Genomic DNA, 24,282 nt, shown 5'->3' with positions numbered 1-24,282 from the left:
AGGATTTTTACTCAGACGGATGCATTTTTGTATGCGCTCTCAAATCTACAGTATATCACTTGTCAAAAAAATGCTAACAAGGGCAGATTTAAGTTTTTACCTGGCCATATTCAAAAATTTACGATTTGTTGGGGTCCCCGCAAAGTATTCGGAATAAGCATCAAAGATTAGCTTCACTTTGTGGGGAAGGGGAGCGACCGGGAGATTCCCCCTGCTCCGAAGCGACGTACCTTTTTGAACTCGCCCTTAAAAATGACCATGAAAAAAACTTAAAAATAACCTGTTGAGTTATTAATTTCCAAATACTATATTCGATTTTGCAAGCGCATACAAAACAGATGCGGGGGTGAGGCTCAATCTGAGGATGTAATAGGCTGACTGTGGCGCTTTTGGAAAACGTTTGCACATCCATGGATTCTACCGGCCAAATAATTCATTGCTTCAACCTAATTCGGGAGGCGATTTGATGAAAAAAAGATTAGTTTCGGTACTGGCTATGCTAAGTCTTTTATTGTCAATGGTAACACCGGCATTTGCTTCAAATGCATCTTCAGACTCCGTAAATGACGGCCTGGAATCCAAAAGCAACGGAATTGGAAGAGTAAACATAAGCACCATCCCATTGCCGCCTTATGTAAATAAACAACTGAAAGGTACCTACACTTACTCGGGGAAAGTGCTTGTTTCGTATAAAACAGAGAAAGATATCCATACTGCCGATTTTTATAACATTGCCGTTCTTAACGATGATGGAACCGATTTCAAAGTCATTTTCTCCGGTGTCATACCGACAAAACCTACGGCCAACGGCATCCGTTACAGGCCGTTTCAGGACAATAAACGAGTGCTGCTGGGCGATTATGTGCTCGAGTGCACACCTAATATTGACAAATGCAGCAGCACAAACCTGGTCCCTATTGTTTACCCTTCGATCATTATGGATGATCCGCAGACCTCCCATCATTGGTCGGAAATTATTATCGCACCCGACAACAAACATATGAGTTGGACGATACTCCGCTCGGGTTGGTCCGCTGCTGCACTTATCGGAGTCTTGGAACGTAAAAAAGATAACTGTGTTCTCGAGAAAGTGCAAATTATCAGTTCCGTACAGAGCTTTAAAAATGATCCGGATCGTCCGGGATATATGATTCCCCTTGCGACTCGGGGAGGAGAAGTTAAACAATTTGTCAAAGGAGGAAACGCAATATCTCTTATAGGGGGAAAGGATAACAGTACTCCCGATTCGGTTGTGCAAGATTTAAATACGGAGAATATAACGCAAATCACACGTACACCCGGATATGACGAAACAACTATATTTTCCCCGGATGAACGTTTGGGAATCGTCATGAGCACCAGGTTTTCAAAACATACAGACCCGGCCATATTCGGACTCATGCCGAGGCCGTACGGCATAACGACCTCTGCGGCTCCCACCGGGATTCTATATTTATATTCAGTGGACGGAGTACGCAAGTTCAGGAATGGTAACATCGGTCCGGTATTGATTGACATTAACCGTTCCATGCACCAACCGGGATATCAAGGAGTGCAGCTCACTACGGATGAAAATTGGGTATATTACTCGCCTATGTCCTGGCATCCGGACGGAAAACGCGCCATGTGGGCGGAGGGTCTCAGAGGCAGCAACGGGTTACAAATGAGGCTTCAGAAAGTGAACCTGCCGGATTACAAACCGGGGAAACCCGTACCGATTAAAAAAACGACGGATAATATCCCATACGGCATAAAAGACCTGACTGTTTTAAATTCCATGGATCCGAATGTAGAAGGAAAAATCGCCGGGAAACATTCCGGATACATTTCTATTACAAAGCAAATTTCCCCGAATTTCAAAGGATATTCCGAAACGCAGTATGTAAACTTCAGTGATGACGGCGTGAATTTCTATAACGGATATGAGAAGGCGAATTATAATTATTTAGGTGAAAGCCGCTACGAAGCGAACATTCAATTGACCGGTAAAAAGCAAGGAGAAATGAATTTCAGGGCTACATTCGGGGCAGCTTTCGGTGCTGCACCCGCCAAACTGTTGTTTGATATGGATGCAGACGGTAAACCGAAAAGCTACGGATATGCCACGTATAACGGTGTTACGCTAAATATCGAAGATCTTTCGGAATAGTGGACAATCCTGCACATACTGCATTCAAAAGTACCCCGAAAAGAAATTCGGGGTACTTTTCCCTGCAGGCATCTGCATGGATCGGAATAATTTGGCGTTCCAGATCGAACTCGTTGAATCTTCGATAATTATCGGTTGCATTGATTCATAATTCGGCGGCGAACACCGTTACACCAAACTTTTGAGCCAGATAGAAGTGAATTCTGCGTCATCTAATGATCTTGCCGATCATATTTATTTAGCCTCCCTTACTTCATCTTCGGATATTTCCAATAAATCAACTCTTCGTCTTTGTGATCCATTTCGAATCCCAACTTAAGCAGCACATTCTTAGAGCCGATATTGCCGAGCTCGCATCTCGCCGTTATGAGTTGGACCTCATCGTGATCCAATGCCCATTCCATTAATTTTTGAGCGGCTTCAAAGCAATATCCTTTGCGGCGATGGCTTTCGTTTGTTGCAAAACCGATTTCAATCATGCCGTCCTGATCGGGATCTCCTACAAAACCTATCCCGCCTACAATTTCTTTCGTTTCTCTTTCCACAATGATCCATGAGTCAAATCCTCTGGTACCGTTATTTTTGATCAGAATCTCGCGAAAGTAAGGTAACGCTTCAAAAAAATCCGGCCCCGGCCATTCACCATTGGTTTTGTAACCCAAAGCCTCTATAGCGGCTGTATCGCGTCTTGCCGCCGCCTCGATCAAATCCAGATCAAGCGTTGTTAATAGAAGCCGATTCGTTTGAAGTTTCATGGATAGTTCTCCTCCTGCAATTTAAAGTATTGTCCGCTCTTATTGACATAGAGAGCGGGTCTTTCATTCCGAAAATCCGGTTGCTACTGCGATTAAAATGGTTTCGCTCCCCTCCTCCTTTGCCGAAAATATGAAAAGGGGAGGAATGAACATACGTCATCCCTCCCCTTGTAGCACCCGCTATTTTGAGCCAAAAAAATCCGTGCCGAACCGGCACGGATCAGCCTGTTGAAAAACCCAACAGGCTACTTTTTCGTTCAATATCTTTAACAAATTACCGCGTTAATATGTTATAATTTAAATATACTCTTAAGGCGGTGGATCTTATGCTTCGTTCTAATCCGAATGTCCAAAATGAATATGAATTGGTGTGTATCGAGGAACTGGTTCATCCGGATCATCCTCTTCGTAAAGTACATAAGCATATCGACTTTTCCTTTATTCTCGACTTAGTCCGTCCTTATTACTGCGAGGATAATGGACGTCCCTCGGCAGATCCCATCATGCTTTTCAAGATGCTATTGATCGGGTATCTTGACGGCATTCGCTCCGAACGGCGGTTGGAAAGAGAGGTTTTCTCTAATAATGCTTATCGATGGTTTCTGGGGCTTGGGCTCAAGGATCGCGTGCCGGATCATAGCACCCTCAGCTACTTTCGTGAACGTCTTCAAGAAGGCGATGTACTTCAACAAATCTTCGACCGGGTCGTTCTGCTTGCTATTCAACATCGTCTCGTTGCCGGTCGGGTACTCATCACCGACTCAACTCATCTCAAGGCCAATGCGAATAAACGAAAGTTTGTTCAAGAGGAAGTAACCAAGAGTACGAGGGCCTACATGGAAGAACTGGACGAAGCAATTCGTGCCGATCGCGAGGCTCATGGAAAAAAGCTTTAAAGCCACGAGAGGAGGTGGAAGAAACCAAACTAACGAAGGTAAGCACAACCGATCCGGAGAGCGGTTATATGGTACGGGACGGTAAGCCGGAAGGCTTTTTCTATCTCGATCATCGGACCGTCGACCACAAATACAACATCATCATGGATGTCCACGTCACTGCCGGCAACGTTCACGATTCTGTCCCTTACATAGAGCGTTTGGAACATATCATCAAGAAGTTCAAATTCGAAAAAACACTAGAAGCCGTCGCACTGGATGCAGGTTACTTCACGTCGCACATTTGCAAAAAGCTTCAAGACAAGAAAATATACGCGGTCATCGGAGGTAGAGCCTTTACCCCAGTTAAAGGATTAATGGCTAAGTGGCGATTTAAGTATGATGCGGAGAACAATGTGTATATATGTCCACAAAAACACGAATTGAAATATACGACAACGGATCGCGAAGGCTACAGACAGTATAAGTCGGATCCGAATCATTGTGCGAACTGCCCCATGCTCAAAGAATGTACCCGGTCCCGGAATCACCAAAAAGTCATCACCAGGCATGTGTGGCAGGATAGTAAAGAGTGGGTAAAACAAAACGGTAGAAGCAAGTCCGGCAAATATCTCTACCGCTTACGATACCAGACGATTGAGCGAAGCTTCGCGGATGCCAAAGAGCTCCATGGGCTTCGCTACTGCCGATTCCGCGGCCGAAACAAAGTGCAGCAGCAAGCATTACTGACTGCACTATGTCAAAACATTAAAAAGATCGCCAATATCCTGGCTAAGAGGGCCGGATAAGAGGCGATCTTCTATTTTTAGGGCTAAATTCAAAAAATGATCCTACAAAAGCCCCGAAAAACCGGGGCTTTGTCAACAATCTGATCCGTGCCGAACCGGCACGGATGTGAACTCATTATAACAGGTATCCCTAAGGATCTGGTTATATCCGTCGTTCTTAACTAATTCCGAAGCTTTCAAACCCTACCCGCATCATCCGAAATGGACAGACGGGTGGCGTATGTTTGAAAACCTCTTTTATGGAATTGGCTTAGTTAAGAACGGCCCCAGACAAAAAAATCGCTCCTTAGTGAATTACTCTATATTATATCCGAGATTAGCTTATTATGCCAACCATCCGCCTTGTACTCTTATCGGCGAAGCATCATCTACGTTGATTTGCGATTTTGCGAATGCACGAACGCGGAAATATCCTCATAGACTGAATGGCCGTCGTCGAACAGATCGGTCATGGCGTAAAATCCGTGAATCATCCCCGGGTACCGTCTGAACGTAATTTTAACACCGGCTTCCAAGGGATAGCTGCCACCATTTCATTTTTGCTTCGGAACCGTTTGCTTCGGCCATCTTCCCCACTCCATCTGCTCCAGCATTCAATCGCTATGTTATTTTGACAATCAGTGTGGAATCCACTTCTTTCATCGATTTGCGCCCGGAAATGGCCAGGGTCAGTTCGGTTTCCGCGATGATATTTTGAATGACTGCCATCACTCCTTGCCGGCCGGCCACAGCTAAAGCATAAATATACGGCCGTCCGATCAGCACGGCGGTAGCCCCCAAAGCGACAGCCTTCATGACGTCTGCTCCTCTGCGAATTCCGCTGTCAAGCAAAATCGGAACCTCGCCCCGGACCACATCCACAATGCCCGGCAAAGCTTCCAACGTACCGATCGCGCCATCGATTTGCCGTCCCCCATGATTGGAAACGATAATACCGTCAGCCCCATGTTTTATAGCAAATCTCGCGTCTTCCGGATGAGTAATACCTTTTAAAAGCAAAGGTAGGTCAGTCATTTTTCGAATTTCTTCAAAAGAATTCCATGTAAATTGCGTATTATTTCCTTCCTTTAACGCTTTTTTTACGGCAGCAATTTTGTCTTCCTCCGGGGACTTATCAAGTTTTTGCAAAAAGACGGGATCGGTAAAGTAATTTCCCATACCATGGCCTTCCAGGAAAGGTAAATACGCATTACGCAGGTCCGTTTCACGCCAGCCGAGCATCGTGGAGTCGACGGTGACGACAATAGCGGAGTAACCCGCTTTCTTGGCTCGGTCCAGGAAACTTCGGGATAAGTGAGGATCAATGGGCGGGTATAATTGAAACCAGCGAACGGCCTCGCCCATGACTTCCGCTACCTTTTCCATAGGCTGCGACGATACGTTGCTTAAAATATACGGAATGCCGGTCTCCGCACAAGCTTTGGCAACGGCAAGTTCTCCTTCGCGATGAAAAATCGAGTTAACCCCTATGGGGGCAAGCAGAATAGGTGACGGCAGTTGGCGACCCAATAAGGTAATCGACAAATCCCTTTCTGAAATATCGCTGCAGATCCGCGGCAATAACCGGTACTTATCAAATATGCTGCGGTTGGCCAGCATGGTATCGCCCTTTCCCGCGCCTCCATGGACGTAACCGAACGGTCCGGCCGCCAGTCTTTGTCTGGCTTTTTCCTCCCATTCGTGAAACGCAATCGGAAAGTGGCGAATAGCCAAATCCGACTCTTCATAATAGTTCATTTGGATCTTTTCGCAATCCAGCTTCATATAAAACTCCCCTGCGTGAAGTCAATTTGATTTGCGATATTCCCTTCGTTGGACTTTCTTAAAGTATCTTAAGTAAGGAAACATTATTCGTTCCATAAGAACATAGGGGAGTGGCGCATTTAGAACATTGGGATGAAAAAAGGCACCTCGCGTAAGGTGCCCAGCCGTGGATTCGACGGTCGCATGACCGTTCTACCGGCTCACGTAATCTTCAGGATCCAACCTCTCTTCGCCGATGATATCGACGTAGGGCTTAACTCCTTCGGGTACGCTTAAACTGCTTTCCTCTAAAGCCGTTTCATTAAGTTCGGAATCTTTACGGTTTTCCTTTTCCATGGCTTATCCTCCTCCATGAAGTTATGTCAACGATAGAGCTTCGTTTCCGGTAAGCGGCTATTTGGCATTGTCATCTTGTATATTTGCAAAGACCTTCGTATTATTGCTTTAACCAGGTTTTTTTATGCAAGTTGAGCGCGTTACTTCGAGTTGTCCGGTTGGCTTGCGGCCAATGCCATTCGACCAAATCTTCGCTCCACGCGATTCCGATGCAGGCGTGGGTATCGAAGATAACGTCCTCACCCTGCGGGCCGGTTCCGTGAAAAAACAACAGATACTTACCGATCCCTTCGACATCCAGGCAATCGAGCAGGAAGCCGGCCGTGATTCTGCCCCGGGCCCATTCCCAATCCTGCTGCCCCAAGGTCAGAAGCGTATTTTCGGGGGTCCAACTCTTGAGATCCGCCGAAGTCATGATGCCGATCCCGTTCTCCGGCGAGTGGAGCATCACATAGCGATTGCCGACAGGTACGACGCATACATTCTCGCCGGCGTTGGCATGGCCGTAATAAGTCCATTGCTTCAAATCATAGGAAAACGACATGCTGACTCCGTTCTGCTTGTAAAAGCACCACCACTTCCCGGGCTCTTCCCGGCTCTCGATCAAATAAGGATCGATCATCCTGCCCATTTGCTCGGGCGCAACCTCATTCCCTTTCAGCAAAAGCAGCTCCGGCTCCGACCAGTGGATAAGGTCGGCACTCTCCATTGTATAAATGCGGGCCGTTTCGTTGGCGTATTTTTCACCGTTCGGGCGAGGATACGTTTGAAGGCACATGATCCATCGATCACGAAAGCGGACGATATTTCCCGGGCTGGAGTAATTCAAATTGGCATCCTTCGGCGTCAAACGACGAGGTGCGCTCCAATGGATCAGATCCCGGCTTTCGCTTGTCGCCGTATAGAGGTATACCCGGCCGTCGGGCTCCGTTGCAACCAATGTATAATAAAGCCGGAATATGCCGTCGTGATATAATACAGCCGGGTCGCGATACGCGATCCGACGGTTGCCCTGCAGCACGATGGGCGACGGGATATCGTTTAGTTTGAATCCGGGCACGTTCATTCCTCCTGTATATGCCGGCTTGCCGCAATAACCGCGGCGTCCCGCAGCAAGTATCCGGCCGCTTCGGTCAAAATATGCTTGCCGGTTTGTGCTTTGACCTCATTTATAAAATCTCGCAGCTCCTCCTTCCGATTATACATGCGAATTGCTGCGAAGCTGCTGATCCCGATATTCCCCCGGCGACTTACCCGTTTCGGCTTTGAACGCTTTCGTAAACGATTGAACGTTCGAGTAACCTACCTGACTCGCGATATCCTGAATTTTTTGGCGGGGATCGCCAAGCAGCTCCTTGGCTTTGGCAATCCGTTTTTGACTGAGCCGATCCCGAATCGTCATGCCCGTCTCTTCTTTATAAATTTTGCGCAAATGTGAAACGCTGATGGCGAAAATGTCGCTAATTTGCTCTATCGAAAGGTCCTCGCCGAAATGCTTGTCAATATAGGCGTTCACGCTGCCCGCCAGCTCCTTGTTCTTCAAACTGCGCTTTTGCTCGAGCTGGTCGAGCACCTGTTCGTAAAGGTTTTGCATATAGGAGGTCATTTGCTGCATCGTTTCCAACCCGAGCAGATCGGTATGCAGGATTTGCCGAATCACCGGCTTGAAGCCGAAATTCGCGTCCATTTCATAAATGCACCGCAGCGAGGACGAGAAAAATTGTAAAAAATAATGACGGACCTGCTCCATTTGGCCGGAATGGTGTTCCAGTAAATAGGACTCGAATTCGCGGAGACCGTGCAGAACGCCTTCCCGGTTTCCCGTTTTGAGCTGAGTCAGCACATTCCTTTCGATGGCAAGCGGGTAAAGAGCCATCCCCCGATCCGTCCGAACGGATTCGTAGAAAATGACGTTGTTAAAGCCGTAAACGAGCTTCTGCCGTACGGCGGATTCCGCTTCGAAGTAACATTCGCCGAGTTCGTTCAAACGTTCCCGTACCGAGCTCACGCCGAGCGTGAAAGAAAGATTCGTATCCGACTGCAGCAGGCCATGCAAATATCGGAACCACGAATGGAGCTCGCTGCTCCACAGCTCCTCGCCGGGTTCCATCGTACCCCGATAAAGAACAATCACCATCTCGCTCGATTCCGTTTCGATCAAATACCCTTGCAGCGACCGGTTGACGAAAGCTTCCACCCGAATGCGTTCGGACAAGGTCAGCAAAAGAGCGTTGCGTTCGGATTCGTGCGTCTCTTGACTGAATTTGGCGAAGTCGTCCATGGACACGATAGCCACGACATATCGGCCGGTTTCCCCGAGACTCACACCATAGTAGGTCAGCCGCTCCATCGTTTGGGCGGTGACTTGTTCGACGCCGCAGGCAAGCCGCAGCAAAAATTTGTTCCGGCTTTGGATTTCATAATCTTTGAGCAGCATGGTCAAGTCCCGGTTGCGGTCGATAAGACGGCCTACGTTCCGTTCAATCTGCGCGATTTCCTTGCCGTCCTCGGGCATCGAACCGGCGGAGCTTGGGCTCGCCCCCTTGAGTAAGGACAACAGCCGCCCTAGAGGATGAAATACCCGCCGCGAAAGCACAACCGAGCCCGCCAGGCTGAGCAGGGCTGCCAGTGCGCAGATGGCGATGGCGGCTTTGCTCCAAAGCTGGAGACTTTGCGTAACGACGGCTTTCGGAACGGTGTAAATGTACAGCCAGCCGCTGGGCTCGGACGACACGTAACAGACAAGCGATTCCACCCCTCCTATTTTGGTGAAAAGGCTGCCCGACGAACCGTTCAACGGAGAAATATCGAATCTTCCCGGCATGTCGCTTAACGAAAACGCGTCTTCCGAGGCTTTTTGCGAAAGAATATTCCCCTGCGGATCCGTAATGAACAAGCGGGCGTTTTTGTTCGTATTGAGCGAGTTCATGATCTTGACCAGATAATCGCCTTTAATGTTGACGATCACATAGGCGGCAGGCGTACCCGAATGGATGATCGGCATCGTTTTGACCATCGTGATGACCGTTTCGTCCTCGGCGGACGATATCCCCGGAAGATGGCGCGTGCGTACGATCGACTTCGCGACCGTTTCGCCCGAAAGCGATTCGACGAACTCCCGATCCTTCAGGCTGCTTAACGGAACGGATCCCTCGATGGACGATAGCACGTACCGGGGCCCCGTATAATAAATGTAAACCGAATGAATATAATCGCTTGAAAGCACGACACGATCCAGGCGCTGCTGGAATTGAAGCTTCGTGTACACGCTGGATTGATTGGAAACGTCCGTATAGTTGAGGAAGGAGGAGTCCAGCAATACGTTTTCCATGGCTTTGTTGACTTCGGCTAATACGATTTCCTGACCGTTCTTGAGCAGCTGCAGCGTATTGCTGCTGTTTTGCACGGCTTCCTTCCAAAGCAGCGAAGACGACGAATAATAGAGCGCCCCGCCCGCCGAAAAAGCTACAAACAAAGAAAGGGCCAAAAAATAGTAAAAGTATTCGTACAACGTGCTTTGCAGGAATCGCCATGTTTTTTTCCGTATCACAAGCTCCCCCCCAGAAAAATTAGATGCCGGAAGTCACATTGCCCGACTTCAGTTCGTTATATTTTTTCACCTTCGCGTCCAGCACCGGTTTCCCGCCTTTTTTCTTCCACGTTTCCACATATTCGTCCCATTTGGAGAGCGAAGCCTCGCCGGTGATAAACTTGATGAACATCTCCTCTTCATACTTTGCGATATCGGGTCCGTAGGTTTGCTGTTCGTCCGTCAGAGGAATACCATAAAAAGCATCCCGGTACAAGGTGTATTGTGCGGCTGCATCGATAAACCGGTTATTCTCGATTTGTACCGGGTCCTTGGTCGCAGCCGCCGCCTTGTTCGTCAAATCCCCGCGGGAAACGAGCTGGCTAAGCGGATCCAGCCACTTCTCGTCGAAAGCCTTCTGACCTTCCGGCGTTCTCGGTTCGGTAACCGACGTATAATGTGCGCCTTTTATTCCGTAATGACTTAACTCCCAGCCTTCGTCCGTCGCCAAATAATCAAGGAATCGGATGGCCGCCACCGGATTTTTGGCTTTTGCGGAAATCGCAACGGTGGCCCCGATGTTTCCGAAGGAGAGCATGCCGCTCTTTCCGTTCGGACCGGTCAAGCCGGGGTAGATCGGGTCCCATTTCGCATTCGGGACGATTTCTTTCATCTTCAGCTGCTGCGTTAACTGCTGCGGCGCAATCGACCACCATGCCGTAAAATAGCCGATTTTGCCTTGAGCCGCTTTTTGCTGAGCTTGGTCGGCTTTGATCGTAAACAGCTCGGGGTCGATCACTTTGTCGTCCCACAGCTTTTTGATATATTCGACCGCTGCTTTATACTCGGGAGAAACGGCGATCGGGTACATCTTGTTGTCTTTCAGGTAGCTGTTCATCGGGTTGCTCCCGCCGAAGAGCCCGGGCGCAATGCCGAAAGCGCCGAAGATCGGCATGAACGTTTCGCTGTAAGTATTCGTCACGCCAAGACCGAACGTATCGTTTTTGCCGTTTTTATCCGGATCGTCAAATGTGAACGCTTTTAACATCGCTTCGAATTCGTCCAGATTGGCCGGCATCTTCAGATTCAGCGCATCGAGCCAATCCCTTCGGACGACTGGGACCTCTTTGCCGGCTGCGTTCTCGTACGGAATCACGAATTGCTTCCCCTTGTACTTCGTCAGATCCCACAGCTCCGGCTTCAGCGCTTTCTTCAGGTTCGGCCCATACTCGTCCAGATACTTGGTCAAGTCGAGAAACAGCCCTTGATCGACATATTTCTGATAGTCGAACGCGCCGAGCCGGCTGATGTCCTGGAGGTCGCCGGAGGCAGCCAGCACGTTGTATTTGTTGTTGAAATCGTTGTTCGGGAACATCGTGACTTTCAATTTGACGTTCGTCCGTTTCTCCAGCTCCTTCGTAACCGGGTTATCTTCCTTCCATACCCGCCCGAGATCCGGCTGGATGAGCGAAATCGCCGTCGGGGCGCCGTTTGTTTGCGGCGATCCTTCGGGCCCCTTCGCATTATCCGCGGAAGAGCTTTGCGGCCGGCCGTCGGTGCAGGCGGTTGCGAGCGCGGCCGTCATGCATACGGCGCACAGCGAAGCGGTGATGCGGACTTTCTTTTTGTTCTGCATACTTGCGATCTCCCTTTCTTCTCTAATCATTATTATAAGCCTTAATGGCCCATAACTCATAGGACTATCCTTGGACTACCCTTTGACGGAGCCGACCATGAGGCCCTGCACGAAATATTTCTGCAGGAACGGATAGACCGCCACGATCGGCAGCGTAGACATCATAACGGTGGCGGCCCGGATCGTTTCGACAGGCGGCGGCAGGCTGTCGCCGTCGAGTTGATCGATCGAGAAGGTGTACATTTTTCGCAATATGAGCTGCAGTGTGGAAAGCTTCGGATCGTTGATGTAGATGACGACGTTGATGTATTCGTTCCAGTGGCCCACGCCGTAAAACAAGGCCAGTGTCGCAACAATCGGAAGCGACAGCGGCAGGATGATCCGAACGAGAATGCCGAGCTCCGAACAGCCGTCGATTCTTGCGGATTCCCGCAGGCCGGCGGGTATGCCCTGAAAAAAGTTGCGCATCAGAATCAGAAGCCACGAATTGATGGCGAACGGAACGATGAGCGCCCAGACGGTATCGACGAGATGCAGAGAACGGATGACCAAATACGTGGGGATCAGCCCGCCGCTAAAAAGCATGGAGACAAGCACGATCATCATCAGCGCATTTCGCCCCGGCAGCTCGCGGTTTGAAAGTACGTAGGCGCCAAGCGAAGTCATGATCAGGTTGACGAGCGTCCCGACTACGGTGATAAAGATTGTGACGCGATAAGCATCAAGCAGGCCGGAAAACCGGAGAACGTACTTGTAGCTGTCCAGATGTATCGATTTGGGAAACAACAGCGTCCCGCCTTGTTCCACGACATCCTTCATATTGGCAAAGGAGACAAGCAATACGTTCAAGAACGGGTAAAGCGTTGTCAGACTGAGCAGCAGCAAGATCAACCAAATGACGACGTCGGTAAATCCCGGCTTCGCGATGTTTCCGGATGTGCGGGTCACCATATGCCGCCCTCCTCGTCGATTTTTTTCGCCAAACTATTGGCGATGAGCACAAGCATAAGCGCTATAACCGACCGGAATAAGCCTACCGCCGTCGCGTAGCTGTAGTTGTTCGTATTCAGCAAGCCGACGCGGTAAATATAATAGTCGATGACCTCCGCGACCGAAGCGACCTGCGGGTTGATCATCACGAGGATTTGTTCGAAGCTGACGCTCAGGATCCCGCCGAGGCTCAGAATGAACATGATGCTGATCACGCTGCGAATGCCGGGCAATGTAATATGCCACATTCGCTGCAGGCGGCCGGCTCCATCCATGGAGGCCGCCTCATACAAGTCCGGATCGACCCGGGTCAGCGCGGCGAGAAAAATAATTGCATTCCAGCCCATTTCCTTCCAAATGGCGCTGCCAACGAACATCGTCCGAAAATAATCCGCCGAAGACAAGAACGGCAAGGTGTAACCCCACCAGGCTTTCAAATGAGCATTAATAAACCCCGTCTCGGAAAAGAAGTTGTACATCAGCGCGTAAACGACGACCCAGGATACGAAATGCGGCAAATAAGAGATCGTTTGAAACAGCCGGCGCCACCTGGCGAATCTCATCTCGTGAAGCAGCAGCGCAAACAGAATGGGGGCCGGAAAACCGAACGCAATCCGGTAGAAAGCCAGCACAAGCGTGTTGCGGAAGACGATCCAAAAATCGCCGTTTTGGATAAACCGCTTGAAATGGGCAAGTCCAACCCAAGAGCTTCCGAATATCCCGTCGAGAAAAGTATATTTCTTGAAAGCAATGATCACGCCGACCATCGGAGCATAGTGAAAGATCGCATAATACACCAGCACGGGAACGAAAAGGGCATAAACCGGCAGGTATCGTTTCAGCTTGCTCCACTTGTTTTTTTTCGCGAACACTGCAGGCTCTCTATGATGCGTTTTCATCAAAGAGCCTTGCACAGGGGTTTCCATATTGTCCTCCCACTCCTTTTGTATGAATTTCAGGCCGGAACGAAATGTGAAGCGCTTTCGTAATCCGCCGCGGAACAGTACTTGTATTCTCACACCGGAGCAGGCATACAAACAAGATGAAATATCGCTTATTTTTGTCTTAATTGATCAAAAAGGCGAATGTGATAAGAAAAGTCGGTCGTCGTACCCGCAAAAAAAATCGCCTTGGCCAACTATCAGCCAAGGCGATTTTGCATACATGCGAATCGGAGCCGATTCGCGATCAACGACAGACATTGTCCCCGCCGTTTTGCTTGCGCAGGAGTCGAACATAGGCTCCCGCTTGCCGCTTTGCCGCTCATTGAGCTGCTTTCTCGTACAAATTCGCAGGCAATGCCTGCACGAACGGCGACCAATCGCCCGTCGTGTAAAGCTGAAGCCGGTGCATGGCGCGTGTACACGCCGTATAAAGAAGCTTGCGTTCGTTATCCCGGCCGTAAGCTTCTGGCGAAGCATCGTAGATCAGGACTGCATCGAACTCGACACCTTTGGCGAGGTAGACGGGAATGACCATCACCCCTTTTTCAAAGCCTGACGTCTCCTTCGTAATGAGCTGCAGTGCTTCGCCTCCATGAATCCGTAACGATTCATAGGCCTTCCGGCTTTCGGCGGCGGTCTTCGTAATGACGGCGATGGAATCGAAGCCTTCGTTCTTAAGCGCCGCGATATCCGCTGCAATTTGCGCATCACGCTTCTCTCCGCCGTCCAGTCTCGTCAGAAGGGGCTTTGGGCCTCTCCTTTCGAACGGTACGATTTCTTCGCCGCCTGGGAGCATCGATTTCGTAAATTCGACTATCTCCTTCGTTGAGCGATAGCTGCGTACAAGACGGACAAGGCTTGTTTCGGCTTCGCCAAATAGACGGACCAGCGGCGAATCGGGTGCGTCCAAACTTGTAGCCTGCGTGAAGATCGCCTGCCCGAAATCGCCGAGCACCGTCATCCGGGCGCGGGGGAACAGCTTTTTTAAATATTCATATTGAAACGGCGAATAATCCTGGCCCTCATCAACGAAAACATACCGGATTTCCGTGTTCGTCCTGACGCCTTCGATCAGTTCTTTTACATACAAATAAGGGGTTGCATCCTCGTAGAACAACTCGTTCCGACCAAGCTTCTCCTTGGTCTGCCTGCATATTTCAGGCCACAGCGGGGGGATGACGGCCCCATTCGTTTTCTCCCGGTAAGCGGCTTCGTCGTCAAACAATTGGCCATATATGCCTTTGACATTTACAAACGAAAATTTTTTCACACTTTTCCTTAGTGGTTTAAAGATTTCCTTCACGATCCTTCGGCGGAGCAGATCCTCCTCCCGTTCGGCGAAGTCAAAGTCGCCTTCATCTTCCCGGCGTTTGTTGTTCAGTTTCTCGCGAACTGCGGCAAATTGTTCCGCAAGGTCGAATACTTCCTTCTCTTTATGCAGCATTCCGAACACTTCCGCATACTGTTCGGTGTCGAGATAATTCAACTCTTCCTGCACCCAAGGCGCGTCCCGTTCCATCCGTTCCAGCGATGCCAGTTCATTCAACAGCCATTCCTGCAGGAGAACGACGCGGTTGTAGAGCGGCAGGGAACGGTCATAACCGTAAAATTTCGCACTCATTTGCTCCGCTGTAATCAAATCGCGATCCCGAAACCGAATACCGTTAAACCGCATGCCTTCTTGTCCCAACCACATTCCATAGTTATGCAGGGCTTGCAGGAAAGCCTCGGAAGCTTTATATTCGATCCCCTGAAGACGAGCCTCATACCCCGGCGTTTCTTGTGCGGTCAGTACATATTCGATCTGATCAAAGGGATCCTCCGGCCGTAACGAGGAACCGAGCCAATAGTCGAGATATTCTTGAAAAGTCGTCTGCTGCATGTTCTCTTCGCCGAGCTCCGGAAGGACGGTGGAGATATAACCGGCAAACATCGGATTCGGCGAGAAAAGAACGATCTGATCGGCCTTGATCGTCTGGCGGTGTTTGTACAGCAAATACGCCACCCGCTGCAATGCCGCGGAAGTTTTGCCACTGCCGGCGGCTCCTTGTACAATAAGCATTCGGCTATTGTCGTCGCGGATGATGGCGTTTTGTTCCTTTTGGATAGTTGCCACGATGCTCTTCATCTGCGAGTCCGCACCTTTGCCGAGCACTTGCTGCAGCAATTCGTCTCCGATCGTTTCGCTCGCGTCAAACATGCCCCGGATTTGCCCGTTTTGAATCTGAAACTGACGTTTGAGCTCCATCGTCCCTTCGATTCGTCCGGCCGGCGTGACATAAGACGCCGGGCCGGGGGAGCAGTCGTAGTACATGCTCGCGATTGGCGAACGCCAGTCATAAATTAAAAAGCTGAGTCCATCTTCGTCGACGAAGGAAGATACGCCGATATAAATCTGTTCGCTGAGATCCAGGCCATCCTCCTTGAAGTCGATGCGTCCGAAATAAGGAGACGGGAGCAGACGATTCATGCTTTTCCATTGCTGCACGAGCAGCTTGTGGCCTCGCTCCCGTTCGGCCAATACCGCGGACTGCTGGTTAATCGTATAGAAGCTTTCTTCGAAATCTTCGTACGTGCTTGTGTTGATCGTAACTTCTTCCCAAAACCGCTTGCGGATGTCCGCAGCCTGACCGCGCAGTCCGGCAACCTCCGGCTCAAGCATAGCGATTCTCGTCTGCAGCTTGTTTCTGATCCGCTCCAGCCGCTCCTGTTCCTGCCGCCAATCCTTTGCTTCCATCTCTGCATGAACACTCCTTTTTCCGTTTTTTTGGGATAAAAAAGAGCATTGACAAATCAAAGTTCCAGATGTAAAATTAAGATAGGGATAAAAATGCATATACGGTTTTTTTTGAATTTGTCAATGACGCTATAGATTATATCATAGCGTTTATTTGCATTCAATTTATTTTTTTCTACCCTCCGCTGCCGGAAGATGACCCTTGAATTCATCAGGGGTCATCTTTTTATTTTCAACGCTTCCCATTTACAGCGGTAAACTTAAACTCTCTTTAAAGTTGAAAAAGCCCTTGAAGATCAAGGACTTTGAGGAATAATCGATGGTTTTTTCAGAACGGATCAACCGGCACGGCGGGAGCGGGCCAGAGTTAGCCCGGCGAGGACCAAGCCGGCCAGCCCGAGCACCATGGCCACGATGGCCCCGGCCCGCCCGTTGCCGGTGCCGAACCCGCCGGTGGAGCCCGCCAAATGCAGCACGGCGAGGGCAATGCCGATCAGCCCCAGCACCATGGCCACGATGGCTCCGGCTCGCCCGCTGCCGGTGCCGAAACGACCGGCGGAACGGGCCATAGACAGCCCGCCGATGACCACGCTGATCAGCCCCACCACCGCAGCCACGATGGCCCTGAGTCGTCCGGGTGTCAACCCGTACCCGACATTACCGCTCGGCACATCAGCGAAGGCAATCGTTGGAACAAGCAGACATGCACAAAGTATGACGAATGAAATCAGCTTCATTTTCATCTGTATATTACTCCTCTTTGCTTTTTTGCGATCATGTTCTTTCCGTCATTTGCCTGGAGGCTCAAAAAGTTCGATAGGATTACCTGATGGGTCATCCACCAAGATCTGCCTACCGCCAAAACCTGTGATAATATCATTGCGGAAGCGCAAGCCTGCTTGACGCAGGGTCTCGACAAGGCCGCCCAGATCATCGACCTCGATTTGAATCCGATTCCAGCCGCCGGGTTCCGGTTTTCGCCCATCCGGCATGGCTTGAGCGGCTCCGCCCGGATCATTTTTTGCATTCACAAGAAGATTCAAGTCACCTCGCTGCAAAACGGCAAAACCGGGCGCAGGATGCGTTTTGACAATGAAGTCAAGATGCTGTGTGTAGAAGGCGATTGTCGCTTCCACATCGTCGACAATGTAACGTACTCTGATAGGGGCCATTTTTTTCTCCTCCTGGGTTCTCTTTTCCGGCGCAGACGCATGCGCTGCCACCCGCGCTCAAACCCAGCTTATCAGGCCCATGTTAAGGAGTTGTGGAGAACATATCCTTTTTTCTTGGCGATTATTTTTTTGCTTAAAAATTAAGCTATAATACGAGTAAAAACAGTGGAAAGAAGCGGGATTTAGATGGAAACAACTTTACTTCTGGTGGACGATGAAGTGAAAATGCTTGAGGCGATGGCTGCCTATTTGCAAAATGAAGGATTTCGGATTGTGACCGCCACCACGGGCAAGGATGCGCTGACCGCAGCCAAAACGGAGCGTCCGGCTTTGGTTGTTTTGGATTGGATGCTTCCGGGGATGAGCGGAATTGAAGTTTGCCGCGAACTTCGGAACATGGGCTCTTGTGGCATCATTATGCTGACGGCAAAAACGGAGGAAACGGATAAAATTATCGGTTTGGAAATCGGAGCCGACGATTTCATGACCAAGCCTTACAGCTTGAGAGAGCTCGCGGCGAGAATACGCTCCGTGTTGCGCCGCATTCAGGGCAAACCCGAAGAACTTCAGACGATGCTGAGGGGTGACTTGACGATTATCGAATCGAAATGCCAAGTGATGAAGGATGGCGCGGAAATCGTTCTTACTCCTACCGAATTTAAATTGCTGATTACTTTGGCCGCCAAGCCCGGTATTGTATTCAGTCGGCTTCAACTGATGAAAAAGATCATGGAAGACGATTTCATCAACTACGAGCGCACGATCGACTCCCACATCAGCAACTTGCGGAAAAAGATCGAGAACGACCCGGCGAGCCCGAAGTATATCCAAACCGTGTTCGGATTCGGTTATCGATTCGGTGACAAGTTATGAACGTACGGTGGTGCATCGGGGATAAATTGTATGGCGCGATGGCGGTTTTGGTGCTTTTTGTCACGCTCGGTTACTACGGGGCGACCCAAGGATATTTAAAGAACCGTTTTGATGATTATTTCAAGGCAAAAACGACGAAGTTGTTTGAAAGCTACTACAAGGAACATAACAATTCGTGGGCAGGCATAGAGGAATTGAAAATTTCAAACGAATGGGAGCAGCGAAATCCGGATCAACGCGAGATCGCTTTATTGTCTCCTGAAGGCAGCATCCTGTTTTATAAAGGGTCAGGCGATCCCGGGTCGTTGGTACGGAAGGGGAACCTGAATACAGTCGCGGTAAACGGAACGACGGTCGGCATGATCTATGCCGATAGGTGGGAATCGCCCGAAGATGATGTATTAAAAAAGTATATTCTGGACTCGATGCGTACCTCGAGCTTCAGAGTACCGATCGTAACCGGGATCGTCGCACTGCTTCTTGGCGTGTGGTTAACGAGGAAATTAACGAAACCCCTGAACCGTCTTATACCGGCCATACAAAAAATAGCAGCCGGAGAGCTTCACATTCGCATTCCCGTGACAACACGCGACGAATTCGGGAAAGTCACCGAAGCGCTCAATCATATGTCTCAGCAGTTATTACGCGCAGAAGAAGTAAGGAAAAATTTGACAGCCGATGTGGCTCATGAGTTAAGGACGCCGCTTTCCATTATTCAATGTAATATGGAAGTCATACAAGAGGGAGGACGGGACATTCCTCCGGAAACGTTATTGCCCATACAGGATGAAGTTATCCGTTTGTCCAAGCTCGTCGACGATCTCCACCAGTTGACACTGGCCGAAGCAGGCAAACTGCGGCTGGATCGGTCCAAAACCAATCTTGTCCCCCTTTTGGATCGGATCATCGACAGGTTAAAGCCGGAGGCGGAAGAACGGCATATCGCCATTGTTCGTACGTATCCGGCACAAAAATTGGATGTGTTCGTCGATTCCAACAGGATTACGCAAGTATTCTATAATTTGTTGATCAATGCCATGAGGTACACCTCGTCCGGTGGAAGGATTTCGCTCCGAATTACGGAAAGCTTCCATGATGGAGCGCGGCTTGCCTCCGTCTCGATTGCGGACACCGGAGTCGGTATCCCGGCAGACCAACTCCCCTACCTGTTCGACCGTTTTTATCGCGTTGAAGAATCGCGCTCCCGCCATACGGGCGGCATGGGTCTGGGGCTTGCCATTGCAAAAGAATTTGTCGAGGCGCATCGGGGCTTCATTTCGGTACAAAGCGAGGTCGGCCGCGGGACCGAGTTTACGGTGCATCTGCCTTGTGCATAGCGAATCATGATCCAATTCGCCAAGGCGATTCATCGGGTAATGGATTTGCGTAAGTGTGAGAACCCAAAGGACCGCCGTAATAAATCGGCGGTCCTCTTTGCAGACACTGGCAAAGCCGGTTGTCGGTGACTCCGGATATATTTCCTCGACGGTTCGGTATTCGACGTTTATGGAGAATTGGTACAGCTCGTCTAACCCAGTTGATTCATCCACCTGCAGCTATTCCGCGACCGTAACCTTGGCGAAAAACTCTCTGTTATTCCCAACAACCGTCCGATTCCCAATGATTTCAAAGGTATCTTCCAATTGGACATCTTTTGAGGATGAACCGATCATGAGAGACATTATCCCCGGCTCAACGATCCATTCCATCTTGCGATCCAAGAAAGATAGCTGGCTTATTGATATTTGGAACTTGACACGTTTCTCTTCTCCGGGCTGAAGATGTATTCGCCGAAATCCGACCAGATCTTTGACAGGTCGTGCGACAGACGCAAGTAAATCAGCCACATACAGCTGGACCACTTCATCCCCGGCTCTGGAGCCGGAATTTGCAACCTTACACGAAACCGTCAAAACCTGTTCCGGACTTACCTTTGTACTCGACAATTCCAACTCCGAGTAGGAAAATTGCGTATAAGACAGTCCATGACCGAAAGGATAAAGCGGGTCCAAAGATTCGTTGACATATCCTTCCTTGGTGACAAACATATCCACTCCCCGCCCTTCGTAACCGCTCCCGTTGCGGTGAGCATAGTAGACCGGTACTTGTCCCGCGCTTCTGGCGACGGTGACTGAATAAACTAAAAAGTCGCTTGCAAAAAAAGAAAAATCCAAGATTTCCTTGGATTTCGTTTTATAAAAGGTTCCGGGAAATTGCGATAGCCAATCCATATACGGCGGCGGCTGCTCCAAATAATATCAAGTCGGAATGAGTGGAATAAAGCATCGCCCCTACAATCGGTCCAACAGCCACTCCTGCATTCCGGCACAAGTTATACAGCGAGACCGCAACGGCCCGTTCCTCGTCAAACAACTCCGTCAGCATCGTAAGCGGCGGCGGAAAAGATATGCCGTATGTAGCGCCAAACCAACAAAAGAGCACAATAGCCAGCGGCATGGAAATCCAAATAAAAAGACCGAAGAATACAAGCGACATTGCGTTCAGCCAGCATCCCAGAATAAAGCTTCTCTCTGTGCCCCATGCAAGCTGAAGCCTCTCGCCGACTTTCAGGCTGAGAATAAAACATAACGACATGAATAAAAATGAAGCCCCGGTTATTTCGGGAGAAGCATTAAAATAATGCTGGAGAATGTTAGGTATAAACACTAGCACAATGGTCGATGCAAATGCCTGAACAAATCCGATCAGCATGATTGCCCGACTTTTACGATGGACCCAAAATATTGTGAATGAGCGGATCGAAAATTTTGCCGTGGCTGACTCCAGGGGTGGTTTACTCTCCCCTAACCAAAGTGCGTTCGCCATCAAAATAATAATGCCTGCTATAGCAAGAAATAGAAAAACTCCAAAAACACCGAACTTCCCGCCAACGATTCCGCCAATCAAGGGACCTATCGCAGGGGTTAAGGCCATAATAACCTGATAAGTTCCCATGGCCTTAGTCCGTTCTTGACCTTCAAATAAATCCCCGATGACGGCTGCCGCAACTACCGGAACCGCTGCGGCTCCCATCCCCTGCACCACCCTGGCTATCAACAAGACAAGGATGGATTTCGCAAAAGCAGCCCCGAAAGAGCCAAGGACAAACAGGAATACACCTATAAGCAGTGCCCGCCTCCTGCCTTTGCGATCGGCCATGGAACCGAACACGACCTGCATAATCGCCATCGAAACGGTAAACATAGTTACCGTAAAATTAACCCAGTATAAGGTTGTTTTGAACTCAGCCTGAACCAAAGGCAGTATGGGATTATAGAAAAATTGGGCGAAGCCGTTTACTAACGAGGTAATTCCGAGCAAAAATAAAATAAACCTCTTATTCGTTTTTGTATCGACGGACTTCAAGCCGGATGTCCCCACATTGATCATCTTGGTCCCCTCTCATGCAAAAGCAAAAGCGAGCAACGTCGTCAGGCTCGTCGTATTGGAGCAGGTTTTGCCTCCGCAGGGAGCAAGGAGACATAAACCTCCCCTTCCAACTGTTGTTTATGTTCTGCCTTGGCCTTTTCGATCAACTCCGGATTTTGCATCATTTCTATGGCGGAAGCGGCCATAACCTTACCGGCCAGCAGCAAACCTTTATGGGCGACACTGGATTTCCCTTGCGCGACCATTTGCCAGCTGTGCACGGGAGTTCCATACGCACATGTGGTCACATAAATTTGGCCGGTAGGAACCATCCAACTCACATCCCCGACATCTGTAGAAGCATGGAGAAAATCCGGTTCGACCGAATAAGGGTTGATCTTGTCTGACAGTACTTTCCCATTGCCCGCGTGTACCCTTTTCATTTCCTCACTCGAGTATGTCGCCTGAATCGCTCTGGCGAAATCCAATTCTTCCGGGGTATAGGTTTCGGCACCTACTTTAGTAAATTGCTCATGCATTAATGAGCTCAAGGTAATATTGGGAATGAGGTCGGCGGAGGCCGAATCAAATTGCATTTCCATTTGCGTTCCGCTCATTAATGCCGCTCCGCGGGCAATATCGCACACCCTGTCAAGAATGTCGCGAACCTGCTGCACCTTGGGAGCGCGGATTTTGTAAAGCACTTCCGCCTCCGCTTGAACCACATTCGGAGAGAAACCTCCGGCATTGGTAATCGCGTAATGAAGCCTGGCATCCGGAATGATATGCTCTCGAAGATAATTCGCTCCGACATTCATTAATTCCACTGCATCTAAAGCGCTTCGGCCTAAATGTGGACTGAAAGAAGCATGAGTACTCGTACCCTTAAACTTGAAATAAACTTGGCACGTAGCCAGCATCCTGGCATGATAGGCCAGGTTTTCATCCCATGGATGCCAGGTTAAAGCAGCATCCACATCATCGAACAGACCGGCTTTGACCATATGCGCTTTTCCGCTGCCGCCTTCTTCAGCCGGGCAGCCATAAAAGCGGATAGTGCCGCTCAAATGATTTTGTTCCATGTAGTGACGAATCGCTATTGCTGCGGCAAGAGATCCGGTTCCAAGGACATTATGGCCGCAGCCATGCCCATTACCGCCCTCAACGAGCGCTTCTTTCGCACTCACTCCCGCTTTCTGGCTTAGTCCCGATAAGGCATCAAATTCTCCCAATATGCCAATAATGGGCTTTCCGCTGCCGTAGCTTCCTACAAAGGCCGTTGCGATGCCTCCGGCACATTTTGCAACTTGAAATCCCTCTTCCTCAAGTGCAGCGGCAAGCAGGGCGGAAGACTGATACTCCTCATACCGGGTTTCGCAGTATCCCCAAATTTTATCGTTAATGTCAATGAGACGGTTCTTTCTTTGTTCGATGATGTCAGATAAACTTTGCAGAGAAATCACGTCGTTCCCCCCTTGCAGCGGTTAATCGTTCAAGAGCTTCGTTAAGTTGCGGTAACTCATTGCGATGCTGTCGAGCTCATTTCTGCTCGAATGGTCCTGTTCTACGATGATGTATTTGGCGGCCCCGATATTTGTGGCTTCTTTAATAATGGCCGGGATGTCGATCGTCCCTTCTCCCACTTCCGTAAAATATTCCACCTTGGAAAACTCACGGAATTTGTCGACGTTGATTTCACAGTGATGACCGATGGTCTCGAATATATTGGCGGGATTCGCCGCTGCGGTTAAATCCTTCTGATGGATGAGATCGCATCGATCGCCCAGTTTGCGAAGGTATGCGACCGGGTCCACCCCGCCCCTAATCGTCCAATACGTATCCAGCTCGATTTTCACGAAATCTTTGTCCGTATGTTCCAGAATGAGATCCATCACGGTTTGTCCGTCGAATTCCTGAAATTCCATAAAATGATTGTGATAATAAAAGTCCATCCCCCGCTTGCGGCATTTTTCGCCGATCACATTCAGGTTCTTGCTGAAGGCCAAAACGTCATCTTTGTTTTTCCAAAAACCGATACCGCACACTAGAGAGTTGTTGCCGATGGCCTGATGGTAATCGATCGTACCATCGATAATGTCCAGGCTTATCGGATGAATATGAGCGGATATCGCTTTCAGCCCCAGCCGGTCCAACCCTTGCCTCAGCGTATCGGCATCGATATGAAAACCTACGCCATAATCCGTGCCGGCCGTATGGTTCGCAAACTCAATATGTTTATACCCGATTTCGGCCACTTTCTCGAGCGTTCCCCAGAAATCTTTGGCCAATTCCTTTCGAATCGAAAACACTTGCAGTCCGATAGATAAGCTCATTTTGATTTCTC

At 49.5% G+C, this 24,282-nt stretch carries 21 protein-coding genes; 4 read left to right on the top strand and 17 right to left on the bottom strand.

Going from position 1 to position 24,282, the window contains the following annotated elements; all coding sequences use genetic code 11:
• Positions 1–466 precede the first annotated feature (466 nt).
• Entirely contained in the window at positions 467–2,149 is a 1,683-nt protein-coding gene (locus MYS68_RS37705) for a TolB-like translocation protein (RefSeq protein WP_248930652.1), read from the top strand.
• Positions 2,150–2,397: 248 nt separating this feature from the next.
• Here the strand turns inward: MYS68_RS37705 and MYS68_RS37700 are convergent, their stop codons facing one another.
• Positions 2,398–2,904 carry a GNAT family N-acetyltransferase gene (locus tag MYS68_RS37700; protein ID WP_248930651.1) on the bottom strand — a complete coding sequence of 169 codons (507 nt, stop codon included), beginning with the start codon at positions 2,902–2,904 and terminating at the stop codon, positions 2,398–2,400.
• 326 nt (positions 2,905–3,230) lie between these two features.
• Between MYS68_RS37700 and MYS68_RS37695 the strand changes: the two genes are divergently transcribed.
• Positions 3,231–4,588 (top strand): IS1182 family transposase gene (locus MYS68_RS37695; protein WP_248930650.1). Its coding sequence is split into 2 segments (ribosomal slippage): positions 3,231–3,795 and positions 3,795–4,588, totalling 1,359 coding nucleotides; the frame shifts between segments, so codons are not numbered across the junction.
• A 368-nt stretch (positions 4,589–4,956) separates the two neighbouring features.
• Here the strand turns inward: MYS68_RS37695 and MYS68_RS37690 are convergent.
• The 12 genes from MYS68_RS37690 to MYS68_RS37635 all read right to left on the bottom strand — a co-directional run bounded on the left by MYS68_RS37690 (position 4,957) and on the right by MYS68_RS37635 (position 17,696).
• Positions 4,957–5,103, bottom strand: coding sequence for a hypothetical protein (locus MYS68_RS37690; RefSeq protein ID WP_248930649.1), 147 nt, complete (start codon positions 5,101–5,103; stop codon positions 4,957–4,959).
• Between the two features lie 85 nt (positions 5,104–5,188).
• Complete coding sequence (locus MYS68_RS37685; protein WP_248931150.1) at positions 5,189–6,325, bottom strand: alpha-hydroxy-acid oxidizing protein; 1,137 nt, start codon at positions 6,323–6,325, stop codon at positions 5,189–5,191.
• Between the two features lie 219 nt (positions 6,326–6,544).
• Positions 6,545–6,688: a hypothetical protein gene (locus MYS68_RS37680; RefSeq protein WP_248930648.1), complete on the bottom strand. Its 144-nt coding sequence runs from the start codon at positions 6,686–6,688 to the stop codon at positions 6,545–6,547.
• Positions 6,689–6,788: 100 nt separating this feature from the next.
• On the bottom strand, positions 6,789–7,748 hold the full coding sequence (locus MYS68_RS37675; RefSeq protein ID WP_248930647.1) for a glycoside hydrolase family protein: 960 nt from the start codon (positions 7,746–7,748) through the stop codon (positions 6,789–6,791).
• 2 nt (positions 7,749–7,750) lie between these two features.
• Positions 7,751–7,894: a hypothetical protein gene (locus MYS68_RS37670; RefSeq protein WP_248930646.1), complete on the bottom strand. Its 144-nt coding sequence runs from the start codon at positions 7,892–7,894 to the stop codon at positions 7,751–7,753.
• Positions 7,887–10,238 (bottom strand): helix-turn-helix domain-containing protein, encoded by a 2,352-nt coding sequence (locus tag MYS68_RS37665; RefSeq protein WP_248930645.1) that lies wholly within the window; start codon positions 10,236–10,238, stop codon positions 7,887–7,889. The genes MYS68_RS37670 and MYS68_RS37665 overlap by 8 nt, the downstream gene beginning before the upstream one ends.
• A 19-nt stretch (positions 10,239–10,257) precedes the next feature.
• A complete protein-coding gene (locus MYS68_RS37660) occupies positions 10,258–11,853 on the bottom strand; it encodes an extracellular solute-binding protein (RefSeq protein WP_248930644.1) in 1,596 nt (531 codons plus the stop codon).
• A 75-nt stretch (positions 11,854–11,928) separates the two neighbouring features.
• Positions 11,929–12,804, bottom strand: coding sequence for a carbohydrate ABC transporter permease (locus MYS68_RS37655; protein ID WP_248930643.1), 876 nt, complete (start codon positions 12,802–12,804; stop codon positions 11,929–11,931).
• Positions 12,798–13,769, bottom strand: a complete 972-nt coding sequence (locus MYS68_RS37650; protein ID WP_248930642.1) for an ABC transporter permease — start codon at positions 13,767–13,769, stop codon at positions 12,798–12,800. Before MYS68_RS37650 ends, MYS68_RS37655 begins: the two co-directional genes overlap by 7 nt.
• A 337-nt stretch (positions 13,770–14,106) precedes the next feature.
• Complete coding sequence (helD, locus tag MYS68_RS37645) at positions 14,107–16,524, bottom strand: RNA polymerase recycling motor HelD (RefSeq protein ID WP_248930641.1); 2,418 nt, start codon at positions 16,522–16,524, stop codon at positions 14,107–14,109.
• A gap of 338 nt (positions 16,525–16,862) precedes the next feature.
• On the bottom strand, positions 16,863–17,267 hold the full coding sequence (locus MYS68_RS37640; protein WP_248930640.1) for a DUF6223 family protein: 405 nt from the start codon (positions 17,265–17,267) through the stop codon (positions 16,863–16,865).
• A gap of 45 nt (positions 17,268–17,312) precedes the next feature.
• Positions 17,313–17,696: a VOC family protein gene (locus MYS68_RS37635; RefSeq protein ID WP_248930639.1), complete on the bottom strand. Its 384-nt coding sequence runs from the start codon at positions 17,694–17,696 to the stop codon at positions 17,313–17,315.
• 186 nt (positions 17,697–17,882) lie between these two features.
• Between MYS68_RS37635 and MYS68_RS37630 the strand changes: the two genes are divergently transcribed.
• Both MYS68_RS37630 and MYS68_RS37625 read left to right on the top strand, forming a co-directional pair.
• A complete protein-coding gene (locus MYS68_RS37630; protein WP_248930638.1) occupies positions 17,883–18,569 on the top strand; it encodes a response regulator transcription factor in 687 nt (228 codons plus the stop codon).
• The gene (locus MYS68_RS37625; protein WP_248930637.1) at positions 18,566–19,906 is read left to right on the top strand and encodes a sensor histidine kinase; all 1,341 of its coding nucleotides are present in this window, start codon (positions 18,566–18,568) and stop codon (positions 19,904–19,906) included. The genes MYS68_RS37630 and MYS68_RS37625 overlap by 4 nt, the downstream gene beginning before the upstream one ends.
• A gap of 219 nt (positions 19,907–20,125) precedes the next feature.
• Here MYS68_RS37625 and MYS68_RS37620 read toward each other — a convergent pair whose 3' ends face one another.
• Genes MYS68_RS37620 through MYS68_RS37605 form a run of 4 tightly spaced genes read right to left on the bottom strand, consistent with a single transcriptional unit; the run spans position 20,126 to position 24,271 of the window.
• A complete protein-coding gene (locus MYS68_RS37620) occupies positions 20,126–20,800 on the bottom strand; it encodes a fibronectin type III-like domain-contianing protein (protein ID WP_248930636.1) in 675 nt (224 codons plus the stop codon).
• A complete protein-coding gene (locus MYS68_RS37615) occupies positions 20,763–21,959 on the bottom strand; it encodes an MFS transporter (protein ID WP_248930635.1) in 1,197 nt (398 codons plus the stop codon). Before MYS68_RS37615 ends, MYS68_RS37620 begins: the two co-directional genes overlap by 38 nt.
• 41 nt (positions 21,960–22,000) lie before the next feature.
• Positions 22,001–23,401: a M20 family metallopeptidase gene (locus MYS68_RS37610; RefSeq protein WP_248930634.1), complete on the bottom strand. Its 1,401-nt coding sequence runs from the start codon at positions 23,399–23,401 to the stop codon at positions 22,001–22,003.
• A gap of 21 nt (positions 23,402–23,422) precedes the next feature.
• Complete coding sequence (locus MYS68_RS37605; protein WP_248930633.1) at positions 23,423–24,271, bottom strand: sugar phosphate isomerase/epimerase family protein; 849 nt, start codon at positions 24,269–24,271, stop codon at positions 23,423–23,425.
• Positions 24,272–24,282: the final 11 nt, after the last annotated feature.

This window comes from Paenibacillus hamazuiensis, from assembly GCF_023276405.1.
Taxonomy (GTDB): Bacteria; Bacillota; Bacilli; order Paenibacillales; family NBRC-103111; genus Paenibacillus_AF; species Paenibacillus_AF hamazuiensis.
The sequence above is the reverse complement of the archived record's forward strand: the minus strand, read 5'-3'. Positions and strand labels throughout refer to the sequence as shown.